2 protein-coding genes are annotated in these 13,072 nt (G+C 64.7%); one reads left to right on the top strand and one right to left on the bottom strand.

Annotation, left to right across the window (positions count from 1 at the left end):
• Window positions 1-2: 2 nt before the first annotated feature.
• A complete protein-coding gene (locus tag ACIGFL_RS08915) occupies window positions 3-1,742 on the bottom strand; it encodes a type I secretion system permease/ATPase (protein WP_397496913.1) in 1,740 nt (579 codons plus the stop codon).
• A 685-nt stretch (window positions 1,743-2,427) separates the two neighbouring features.
• Here ACIGFL_RS08915 and ACIGFL_RS08910 point away from each other — a divergent pair.
• Complete coding sequence (locus tag ACIGFL_RS08910; protein ID WP_397496912.1) at window positions 2,428-13,068, top strand: peroxidase family protein; 10,641 nt, start codon at window positions 2,428-2,430, stop codon at window positions 13,066-13,068.
• The last annotated feature ends 4 nt before the right edge of the window (window positions 13,069-13,072 follow it).

Genomic DNA, 13,072 nt, shown 5'->3' with positions numbered 1-13,072 from the left:
TGTCACTCCTTGCCCCGCACCGAGGCCAGGGTCGGCGCCCCTTTGCCGGTGGGGATCACGTTGGCCTGGCGCAGGGCGGCGAACACCTCGTCGCGGGTGCCGAACATCTGCACCGCGCCTTCGCGCAGCACCAGCACCTTGTCCACCATGTTCAGTACGGTGGGGCGGTGGGAGATCAGCACCAGGGTCTTGCCGCGTTGCTTGAGGTCGACCAGCGCCTGCAGTAGCGCCGCTTCGCCGACGTCGTCGAGGCTGGCGTTGGGTTCGTCGAGAACGATCAGCGACGGCTCGCCGTACAGTGCGCGGGCCAGGCCGATGCGCTGCTTCTGCCCGCCAGACAGCGAGCCGCCGTCGGCGCTGAGGCGGGTGTCGTAGCCCTGCGGCAGGTGCAGGATCATGTCGTGCACGCCGGCCTGCTTGGCGGCGAGGATTACCGCGTCGCTGTCGATCTCGCCGAAGCGGGCGATGTTCTCGGCGACGCTGCCTTCGAACAGCTCGACGTCCTGCGGCAGATAGCCGAGCCAGGGCCCCAGCTCGGCCTTGTTCCACTGGTAGAGGTCGGCGCCGTCCAGGCGTACCTTGCCGCCTTGCGCCGGCCATACGCCGACCAGCAGGCGCGCCAGGGTGGACTTGCCGGAGGCCGAGGGGCCGATGATGCCCAGCGCCTCGCCGGGCGACAGGTTGAAGCTGATGCCGCGCAGGATCGGCGTGGGCGAGCCCGGCGCGCTGGCGAAAGCGTTTTCCACCTGAAGCATGCCCAGCGGCTTGGGCAGCGGCATGGACGGCTTGTGCGCGGGGAAGTCGGCCAGCAGGTCGGACAGCCTGGCCCAGGCGGCGCGGCTGGAGAGCAGCTGCTTCCAGGCCGAGATCACCTGTTCCACCGGCGCCAGGGCGCGGCCGGAGAGGATCGAGCAGGCGATCATCATCCCCGGGGTGATCTTGCCCTGGATCGCCAGCAGCGCGCCGGTACCGAGGATCAGCGACTGCAGGGTGACGCGCACGAAACGGGTGGCGCCATTGATGTAGGCGGCGCGGTCGGAGGCCAGGGTCTGCAGTTCGAGGATCTTCAGGTGGTTGCCGAACCAGCGCTGGCGGATCGCCGGCAGCATGCCCATGGCCTCGATCACTTCAGCGTTGCGCAGGTTGTTGTTGGCGAAGCTGCCGGACACCAGCGAAGCCTGGTTGGCCTCGGCCAGCGGCTTGCGCGTGCTGACCTCGGTGAGCCAGGCCAGGGCCACCAGCAGCAGCGAACCGATCAGGGTGATCAGACCGAGCAGCGGGTGCACCAGGTAGATCACCAGCAGGTAGATCGGTGTCCAGGGGGCGTCGAAGAAGGCGAACAGGCCGTTGCCGGTGAGGAACTGGCGCACCTGCGACAGATCCTGCAGGGCCTGCGCCGGGTTGCCGCCGGCGCGGCGCAGGTTGCGCTCGAAGGCGGCGCCGAAGATGCGCTTGTTGAGCATCATGTCGAGGCGGTTGCCGACGCGGATCAGCACGCTGGAGCGCACCACCTCCAGCAGCGCCATCAGCACATAGAGGCCGACCACCAGCAGGGTGAGCATGAGCAGGGTGGTGACGTTGCTGCTGACCAGGGCGCGGTCGTAGACCTGCAGCATATAAACGGCCGGGGTCAGCATCAGCAGGTTGATCACCCCGCTGAAGGCGGCCAGGGCATAGAAGGTACGGCGCAGGCGAAACAACACCTCGGCCAGCTCGGAACGCGGGGACTGCGGGGCGTTCATAGAACCCTCCGGCACTGCATGTTCGCTGAGCGTCCTGCATGGGGAGTGACGGCGTTCCGGCGCTCTGCGGGCCGGTGCGCCTGCTGGGAGACATTTTCCCGTCTCCTCGAATGTCGCCCCCTAGGTATAGATGGGACTTTCGTCGGGGCGCAAGGCGGTTTGGCGGCTTATTTTTCCCATGTTTCATTTTGTTTCTTAGAGAAAATCTTTATGCAGTAAAGATTTATGGCGCAACGCCGCATTTTGATGAGATGACCGACGGTATCTTGACAAGGCTAAGGGCTGGGACTTAAGTCTAACCGTGTAATTGCTGGAAAAGGCCAAGAAACCGTCACGGTTCCCACCAGACCAGCAGCAATACCGAGAAGACCATGACTAGAGTCTTGCTTGACCAGACGCCTGAGGCGTCTCCGCTAGGGCACTTCGCCGACCCGCAATTTCACGGGCCTCCTTCTGCCTGATTTCTGACGCCAGGCTTCGAGCCGGCTTCAGCATAGGGACATACCAAATACCGATTGGACGCCGACGATCCCAGCATGTCGGCGCGGCGGCGTTTGGCCTCTATCCCGGGAACACTCTGACGAATGCGTGACGCGCGCCTGGAGAGGGTGAGTTGTGTCTGCGCCGGGGGTTCTTTGGCTGTGAATTTGCGATTTCAACTGCTGGGCATCAGAGGTGGAAGGAAATGGCCAATTTCATCAAGTCCGATCTCGAGTTCATCCTCCAGCAGATTCTCATCGCCGAGGCGCATGCCGCCGGGCAGAGCCTGGACGAGCTGCTGCCCAACTCCCAGGTGCCCTGGGGCCTGCGCACCGTGGATGGCAGCTACAACAACCTGGTGGAGGGCCGTACCTTCTGGGGCGCCGCCGACCAGGAGTTCCTCCTGCTGCTGGATCAGCAGTTCCGCAATGATCAGGACGGCGACAGCTTCGACATGAATGGCGGCGCGCCGGGCGGAGAGGTGACCAATACCGACTACGGCGCCGAAGGCCATGTGGCCGACGCCGACCCACGGATCATCTCCAACCTGATCGTCGACCAGACCATCAGCAATCCGGCGGCAGTGCAGGTCTACGTCCAGGCGGGCCTGGGCACGCTGGCAGACGGTATCAACCAGTTGGACCCGCAGGGCAACCCCTATCCGGCCGGCACCCTGCTGGATCTCGACGGCATCGCGATTCCCGCCGACCAGCCGCTGTTTATTCCCAATACCGCGCCGGACGAAGGTCTGTCCGCTGGCTTCAACACCTGGTTCACCTTCTTCGGCCAGTTCTTCGACCATGGTCTGGACCTGGTCAACAAGGGCGGCAACGGCTTTATCTTCATTCCGCTGCAGCCGGACGACCCGTTGTACAACCCGCTATCGCCGCAGACCAACTTCATGGTCATTACTCGCGCCAGCGTCGAGGTGGACGCAGACGGCAACCGCGTGCACGTCAACCAGACCACGCCGTTCGTCGACCAGAACCAGACCTACAGCTCGCACGCCTCGCACCAGGTGTTCCTGCGCGCCTATGTGCTGGTGGACGGCCAACCCATGGCCACCGGCAAGCTGCTGACCAACCGCGACCTGGGGGCAGACGGCATCTTCGGCACCGAGGACGACGTGGAACTGGGCGGCATGGCTACCTGGGGCGTGCTCAAGGCCCAGGCCCGCGACGTGCTGGGTATCGAGCTGGACGATCAAGACGTCGGCCGGGTGCCGCTGCTGGCCACCGATCAGTATGGCAACTTCATCCGGGGCGCCAACGGCATGCCGCAACTGGTTACCGCCGGCGGCCTGGTCGAGGCCAGCCTGGCCGCACCGGTGGATGCCTCCCTGGCGCTGACCACTGGCCATGGCTTCCTCGACGACATCGCCCACTCGGCCAACCCTTTCAACAGTCAGACCGGCGCGCCGCTGGTGGCTGATGCCGATGGCGTGGCCGGGGTCAACGATGGCCTGGCCGGCACCTATGACGACGAACTGCTCGACGCCCACTTCATGGCCGGCGACGGCCGGGTCAACGAGAACATCGGCCTGACCGCCGTGCACCATGTGTTCCACGCCGAGCACAACCGCCTGGTCGAACACACCAAGGACGTGGCCCTGCAGGCCGCCGCCGACGGCGATATCGCCTTCCTCAATCAGTGGCTGCTGCAGCCGGTCGGCGCGATTCCGGCCGATCTGTCGACCCTGGTATGGAACGGCGAACGCCTGTTCCAGGCCGCCAAGTTCGGCACCGAGATGCAGTACCAGCACCTGGTGTTCGAGGAATTCGCGCGCAAGGTGCAGCCGCTGGTGGACGAGTTCCTCATCCCCAACGGTTACGACGCCACCATCAACCCGGCGATCATGGCCGAGTTCGCTCACACCGTTTACCGCTTCGGTCACTCGATGCTGACCGAGACGGTCGACCGGCTCGACCCGAGCTTCCAGAACGACAGCAGCATGGGGCTGATCGAGGCCTTCCTCAACCCGCTGGCGTTCAACGACAACGGCACGTTGTCACCCGAGGAGGCCGCCGGCGCCATCGTTCGCGGCCTGACCCGGCAACTGGGCAACGAGATCGACGAGTTCGTCACCAGCGCCCTGCGCAGCAACCTGCTCGGTCTGCCGCTGGACCTGGCGGCGATCAATATCGCCCGCGGTCGCGATACCGGCGTGCCGTCGCTGAACGAGGCGCGTGCCGAGTTCTATGCCATGACCGGCGATAGCCAGCTGCGCCCCTACACCAGCTGGCTGGACTTCGCCCTGCACCTGAAACACCCGGAATCGCTGATCAACTTCATCGCCGCTTATGGCACCCATATCAGCATCACCGGGGTAACCTCGTTGGCGGCCAAGCGCGCCGCGGCCATGGATATCGTGTTCGGCGGCGGGGCGATTTCCGACGATGAACGCATGGCCTTCCTCAACGGGCCGGCAGCCAGCACCGGGGTCAACGACATCGACTTCTGGATCGGCGGCCTGGCCGAGCAGATCATGCCCTTCGGCGGCATGCTCGGCTCCAGCTTCAACTTCGTCTTCGAGACGCAGATGGAGGCGCTGCAGAACGGCGACCGCTTCTACTATCTGGCGCGTCTGGACGGCCTCAACTTCCTCACCGAGATGGAGAACAACTCCTTCTCCAAACTGGTGATGCGCCATACCGACGCGGTGCACCTGCCGGCGGACATCTTCTCCACCCCGGGACTGATTCTCGAGGTGAATCAGGCCGCGCAGTTCAACGAAGGGCTGGGTAGCGCCGATCCGCTTGGCGACAACCCGCTGATCCCGCTGGTGATCCGCGACAACCTGGAAACCGCGGAGGTGGAAACCAACTACCTGCGCTACACCGGCGACGAACACGTGGTGCTCGGCGGCACCGCCGGCGACGACGTGATGATCAGTAGCCTGGGCGACGACACCCTGTGGGGCGACGGCGGCAACGACCGCCTGGAAGGCGGCGACGGCAACGACGTGATCGAAGGCGGCGCCGGCGACGACATCATCACCGACAAGGGCGGCGACGATGTGCTCAAGGGTGGCGATGGCAACGACGTGATCCACGGCGGAAACGGCTTCAACCTGATCCTCGGCGGCCATGGCAACGACTTCATCATCACCGGCGAGGACGTTTCGGAGGTCTTTGCCGGTACCGGCAACGACTTCATCCTCGGCGCCAAGGGCAACCTGCAGACCGCCGGCAACGAGGGCGACGACTGGATCGAGATCGGCACCCAGGACGGCGCGCCCGGCGACAACCTGGAGCCATTCTCCACCGATACCGTGAACGGCCATGACGTGTTCATCGGCGGCCCCGGCTTCGACGAGGTGATAGGCGAGGGCGGCGACGACATCATGGTCGGCTCCGAAGGCGCCGACCACTTCGACGGCAACTCGGGCTTCGACTGGGCGGTGTACAAGAACGATCAGGTCGGGGTGAAGGTCGACCTGATCGTCGACGACTTCGTCGAGCCGCCGGTGGCGCCATCCAATGCCGGTATCCTCGACCGCTTCGCCGAGGTGGAAGGCCTGTCCGGCTCGGCCTTCGGCGATATCCTGCGTGGCGACAACGCCGACGCGGCGCTGATCGCTCAGGCCGGCGCCCAGGGCAGCGTGCTGACTGCCGAGGGCATCGCCCGCATCGCCAACCTGCAGCAGATGCTCACCGAGTTCTTCGGCGGCGTGGCGCAGACCTCCTTCGGCAGCGGCAACATCATCCTCGGCGGCGGCGGCAGCGACGTGCTGGAAGGCCGCGGCGGCGACGACCTGATCGATGGCGATCGCTGGCTCAACGTGCGCATCAGCGTGCGTGCCGGGGTGGATGCCAACGGCAATCCGACCGGCCCGGAAATCGCTTCCTTCAACAGCATGAAGGACATGATCACGCTGATGCTCGACGGCGTTTACAACCCGGGGCAGTTGATGATCGTGCGCGAGATACTCGACAGCGCCGATAGCTTCGATACCGCGCTGTATGCCGGGCCGCGTGAGAACTACACGGTGACCACGCTGGCCGGCATGACCATAGTCACCGACAACGTCGGCGACGAAGGCACCGACCGCCTGCTCAATATCGAGCGCATCCAGTTCGCCGACAGCGCCCTGGTGCTGGTCGGCGGCCAGTTCGTCGAGGAAGTGCCGGGCACCGAACAGGGCGGCAATTTCTCGCCCACCGGCGCGCTGCAGATTCTCGACGTCAATGGCGACCCCGTCGCCGCGCCGGCCGTGGGCCAGCTGCTGCGGGTTTCCGCCGCAGGCATCGGCGACGAGGACAATGCCAACGGCCTGATCAACGGCCGGCCGGTCAGCTATATCTGGCAGTACGAGGCGGTGGCCGGCTCGGGCATCTTCCAGGATATCGTCGAAGAAGGCGGGGCGCGGCCGTCCACCCAGGATGGCGTTTCCTATCGCGTCAGCCCTAACCTGGATGGCCTGGCGATCCGCGTGATCGCCATCTACCAGGACGATAACGGCGTGATGGAACGGGTGGCCTCGGCGGCCACCGACCCGGTAGCGGGCGGTCAACTGCCGCTGCCGCCGGCCCCGTTGCCGGTGGAAAGCGAGGTGGCCAGCCCGGGCGATGGCCTGCGCCTGATTCGCTCCGACCTGCAGTTCATCCTCGACCAGATCATCATTGCCGAGCGCCATGCCGCCGGCGAGGAGCTGATGGACATCATCCCCAACTCGCGCCTGCCCTGGGGTCTGCGCACGGTGGATGGTTCGTTCAACAACCTGGTCTTCGGGCAGGAGCACTTCGGTGCGGCGGATCAGCCGTTCCCGACCACGACGACGCAGAACTTCATCAACGACCCCGATGGCGACACCATCGACTTCAACGGGCCGGGCATCCCGGGCGGTGAATTCAGCAACGGCAACTATGCCTACGATCCGGCCGATGTGACCGATCCGACCGCTCTCACCGCACCCTGGAACGTGGTGGATGCCGACCCGCGGATCATCTCCAACCTGATCGTCGACCAGACCATCACCAACCCGGCGGCGGTGCAGGCCTATGTCGATGCCGGTCTGGGTACCCTGGACGTCAACGGCGTGCTGCTGGATCTCAACGGCCAGCCGATTCCGGAGGGTATGCCGCTGTTTATCCCCAACAGCGCACCGGACGAGGGCCTGTCGGCCGGCTTCAACTCCTGGTTCACCCTGTTCGGTCAGTTCTTCGACCATGGCCTGGACCTGGTCAACAAGGGCGGCAACGGCACAGTGTTTATCCCGCTGCAGCCGGACGACCCGCTCTATGTCGAGGGCGGTTCGACCAACTTCATGGTGCTGACCCGTGCCACCAACCAGGCGGTGCTGGCCGGTACGGACGGTGTGCTCGGCACCTCCGATGACGTGCATGTGCATGTCAACCAGACCACGCCGTTCGTCGACCAGAACCAGACTTACACCTCGCATGCCTCGCACCAGGTATTCCTGCGCGAGTACGCCATGACCGACGAGGGCCCGGTGGCCACCGGGCGCCTGCTCAACGGCGCCGACGGCGGCCTGCCGACCTGGGCCGAGGTCAAGGCGCAGGCACAGGCGCTGCTGGGCATCATCCTGACCGATGCTGATGTGGTGAACGTGCCGCTGCTGGCTACCGACCAGTACGGCAAGTTCATCCCGGGTGCCAACGGCTATCCGCAGTTCGTTACTGGAGGAGGATTGGAGCCGGCTGGTCCCGGTGGCGTGGCGGTGCCCAACGATGTGGTTCGTACCGGGCACGCCTTCCTCGACGATATCGCGCATAACGCCAACCCCATCAACGGTCAGACGGGCGCGATGAAGACCGCCGATGCCGATGGTGCGGTCGGGCTGACCGATGATCTGGGTAACCCGGTGTCGTCCAATCTGTTCTTCGACGACGAGCTACTCGATGCCCACTTCATCACCGGCGACGGTCGCGGCAACGAGAATATCGGCTTGACCGCCATCCACCATGTATTCCATGCCGAGCACAACCGCGTGGTAACGCATACCAAGGACGTGGTGCTGGCCTCCAACGACCTCGATTTCATCAACCAGTGGTTGCTGGAGCCGGTGACAGAGCTGCCGACCAGCCCGGACGGCCTGGTGTGGAACGGCGAGCGGCTGTTCCAGGCCGCGCGCTTCGCCACCGAGATGCAGTACCAGCACCTGGTGTTCGAGGAGTTCGCGCGTAAGGTGCAGCCGCAGGTGGACGTGTTCTTCAACGCCACCCAGGTCTATGACAGCACCCTCAACCCGGCGATCATGGCCGAGTTCGCCCACGTGGTGTATCGCTTCGGCCACTCGATGCTGACCGAGACGGTGGATCGCTTCGACCCGAACTTCGTCTCCAGCGAACTGGGGCTGATCGAGGCCTTCCTAAACCCGCTGGCCTTCAACCAGCTCAGCGATGGTAACGGTGGCTTCGTCACCGTCAGCGCCGAGGAGGCCGCCGGTGCCATCGTCCGTGGTATGACCCGGCAACTCGGCAACGAGATCGACGAGTTCGTCACCGAGGCCCTGCGCAACAACCTGCTCGGCCTGCCGCTGGACCTGGCCACCATCAACCTGACCCGCGGCCGGGAGACCGGGGTGCCGTCGCTCAACGCGGCGCGTCAGGAGTTCTACAACATGACCGGCGATAGCCAGCTGAAGCCGTACACCAGTTGGGTCGACTTCGCCATGAACCTCAAACACCAGACCTCGCTGGTCAACTTCATCGCCGCCTATGGTACGCATGCGGCCTTGCAGGAGCTCGATGTCAATACCCTGGCCGAGAAACGGGCGGTGGCCTTCGCCCTGGTATTCGGCGGCACGGCGTTGATCAATGAGGGAACCGCCGAGGAACGGCTATTCGACGCAGATGGCGCCGGTGTCGACCGCATGGCCTTCCTGCATGGGCCTGCAGCCACTACCGGGGTCAATGCCATCGACTTCTGGATCGGCGGCCTGGCCGAGAAGATCATGCCCTTCGGTGGCATGCTCGGCTCCACCTTCAACTTCGTCTTCGAGACGCAGATGGAGGCGCTGCAGGACGCCGACCGCTTCTACTACCTGGAGCGTCTGGCCGGCCTGAACATGCTGACCGAGATGGAGAACAACTTCTTCTCGCGCATGGTGATGGCCAACACCGATGCCACCCACCTGCCGGGGGATATCTTCTCCACCCCGGGCTTTATCCTCGAGGTGGATCAAGACAGGCAGCACACTGGGCTGGGGCTCGACGGCCGCGCCGATCCGGACAGCGGCGACCCGCTGCTGCCGGAAGTGATGCGCGGGACGAACTTCCTGCGATACAACGGCGACGAGCACGTGGTGCTAGGCGGCACGGACGGCAATGACACGCTGATCGGCGGTATCGGCGACGATACCCTGTGGGGCGACGCCGGCAATGACCGTCTGGAGGGCGGCTTCGGCAACGACCTGATCATGGGCGGGGCCGGCGACGACATCATCACCGACATGGGCGGCGACGATGTGATCCGTGCTGGCGAAGGCAACGACGTGATCCATGCCGGCAACGGCTTCAACCTGGTGATGGCCGGCCATGGCAAGGACTTCGTCATCTCCGGCGAGGACTCCACCGAGGTGTTCGGCGGTCCGGGCGACGACTTTATCCTCGGCACCCGCGGCAACGAGGCGCAGTTCGGTAACGAGGGCAACGACTGGCTGGAACTGGGCGGTCCCGACGGCAACGGCGGCGACAACTTCAACGAGTTCGGCCTGGACGACGTGATCGGCCACGACGTGTTCATCGGCGAGTTCGGCATCATCGACCGCATGGACGGCGAGGGTGGCGACGACATCATGTTCGGCAACGGCGGCGAGGGCGACCGCTACGTCGGTGGCTCCGGCTTCGACTGGGCAGGTTTCCGCGACGATCCGTTCGGGGTCAACGTGGACTTCCGTCTGCGCGCCTTCGACGAAACGCCGGTGGCACCATCGGATGTGTCGGTGCTAGCGCGTTTCGAGTTCATGGAAGGGCTGTCGGGTTCGCACCATGCCGACATCCTCAACGGCGACGACCGCGACGCCAACGCCATTGCCATGTCCGGTGCCTACGGCAGCGTGCTGAGCGACGACTATATGGACATGATCGACGGCTTGCGGGCGTTCATCAACGAGCTGGCCGACCCGCTGACCACCGCCGGTGAGGTCACCTCCTTCGGTGCGGGCAATATCATCCTCGGCGGCAACGGCAGCGACCTGATCGCCGGTAACGGCGGCGACGACCTGATCGACGGCGACATGTGGCTCAACGTGCGCATCAGCGTGCGTGCGAACAACGACGGTACCGGCGCAGAGATCGCCACCTTCAACAGCATGGTGCCGATGATCCCGTTGATGCTCAACGGCACCTACAACCCGGGGCAACTGGTCATCGTCCGCGAGCTGATGTCCGGCACGGTCGACCCGGACGACCTGGGGCAGTCCTTCGATACGGCGGTCTATTCCGGGCTGATGGCCGAGTACGAAGTGGTCGAGTGGGGCGATGGCCTGTTTGGCGTGCGTCACGTCGGCCTGGATGGCGTGGATGGCGACGGCGACGGCTTCCTCGATGTGGTCGGCGCCGATGGCGCGGACATGATCCGCAATATCGAGCGCATCCAGTTCAACGACCAGGCCATGGTGCTGGTGGCGGGCCGCAACGCCGAGGTGGAAGGCGTGCTGCGCATCAGCGACGGCTCGCCCAGCGTCGGCCAGGTGCTCAGCGTGTCGGCCGCGCTGGTGCGCGATGCCGACAATATCGGCGTCGGCAATCCGAACGGCGCCGTCACCGGCCCGATCAGCTACTACTGGCAGGTGGATGTCGAGGGCGACGGCACCTTCGCCGATATCGTCACGGAAAACATCGGCGGCGAGGCCGCCCGTGCCACCGGCCCGACCTTCACCGTGAGGCCGGAGTTCGAGGGCCTGGCCCTGCGCGTCAAGGCGATCTACAAGGACGCCCACGGCGTGCTGGAAACCGTGTTCTCGGCGCCGACCAGCCTGGTCGTGCAAGGTGGCGATCCGAACGATCTACCGGTGGGCAGCGTGCTGATCAGCAATATGGCGCCTTCGCTGGGCAATGAGCTCACGGCGATCAATGCCTTTACCGATGCCGATGGTCTCGCCGGCGTGGCGTTCTCCTACCAGTGGCAGGCCGGCACGGGCGGCAACTTCGCCAATATTGCCGGCGCCACCGGGGTGAACTTCACCCCGACCGTGGCCCAGGCCGGGCAGCAGATCCGGGTGGTGATCAGCTACACCGATAACGGCAATACCCTGGAGTCGCTGACGTCGGCGGCTACTGCGGTGCTGGCGGGCATCATGGTCATGACGACGTTCGGCGGCACCCTGACGGGAACTGCGGGTGCCGAAATCATGCTGGGCAGCGACGGGGACGACAGGCTCCTTGGCATGGGCGGGGACGATACGCTGGAGGGTGGCGCTGGCAACGATGTACTGATCGGTGGCACGGGCAACGACATCATGCGCGGTGGTGTGGGCAGTGACACCTACGAGGTAACCGAGGCGGGCGACCAGGTGATCGAGTTGGCCGGGGAGGGTTACGACACGGTATGGACCTCGCTGGCCAGTTACACGTTGACGGCCAACGTGGAGCGCCTGGCGTATGGTGGCATTGGCAACTTTACCGGAACGGGCAACGGCCTGGATAACTGGATTCAAGGTGGATCGGGTAACGACAGGTTGATGGGGGGAGCCGGGAACGACATCTTGGAAGGCGGTGCCGGCAACGATGTGCTGATTGGCGGTACGGGCAACGACATCATGCGCGGTGGGACCGGTAGCGACACCTATGAGGCGACCGAGGCGGGCGATCAGGTGATTGAGCTGGCCGGGGAGGGGTACGACACGGTATGGACCTCGCTGGCTAGTTACACGTTGACGGCCAACGTGGAGCGCCTGGCGTATGGTGGCGTTGGTAACTTCACTGGCACCGGCAATGCCTTGGACAACTGGATCCAGGGTGGAGCCGGCAATGATCGCCTGAACGGCGGTGCCGGAAGCGACATCTTGGAAGGCGGTGCCGGCAACGATGTGCTGATTGGCGGCACGGGCAACGACATCATGCGCGGTGGGATCGGTAGCGACACCTATGAGGCGACCGATGCGGGCGATCAGGTGATTGAGTTGGCCGGGGAGGGGTACGACACGGTATGGACCTCGCTGGCTAGTTACACGTTGACGGCCAACGTGGAGCGCCTGGCGTATGGTGGCATTGGTAACTTTACCGGTACGGGAAACGGTCTGGATAACTGGCTCCAGGGCGGAGCCGGTAACGACAGACTCAGTGGTAGTGCTGGTAACGACACCCTGGTTGGAGGGGGTGGCAACGATGTGCTGATTGGCGGTACGGGCAACGACATCATGCGCGGTGGTGTCGGTAGTGACACCTATGAGGTGACCGATGCGGGCGATCAGGTGATTGAGTTGGCCGGGGAGGGTTACGACACGGTATGGACCTCGCTGGCCAGTTACACGTTGACGGCCAACGTGGAGCGCATGGCGTATGGTGGCGTTGGTAACTTCACTGGCACCGGCAATGCCTTGGACAATTGGATCCAGGGAGGTACCGGCAACGACGTGCTGACCGGCGGTGCTGGCAACGACACGCTGGTGGGCGGTCTCGGCAACGACATCTTCGTGTTCGGACCGAACTTCGGCAACGACCGGATCACGGACTTCGATGCCAATCCTGCTGGTGGCCAGGATCTGCTCAATATCGCCGCACTGGGGATTACGGCAGCGACTTTCGCCGCTCGGGTGAGCATCGCCGATGCTGGCGCCGACACCCTAGTGACGGTCAACGGTGCGGACGGCGGCAGCATCCGCCTGGTCGGCGTCGCCGATCACACCACGGTCACCTCGGCGGACTTCCAGCTGGGTTGAGTCA

The organism is Pseudomonas sp. NPDC077649, assembly GCF_044542855.1.
Lineage (GTDB): Bacteria > Pseudomonadota > Gammaproteobacteria > Pseudomonadales > Pseudomonadaceae > Aquipseudomonas.
This window is presented reverse-complemented; position numbering and strand designations above follow the sequence as displayed.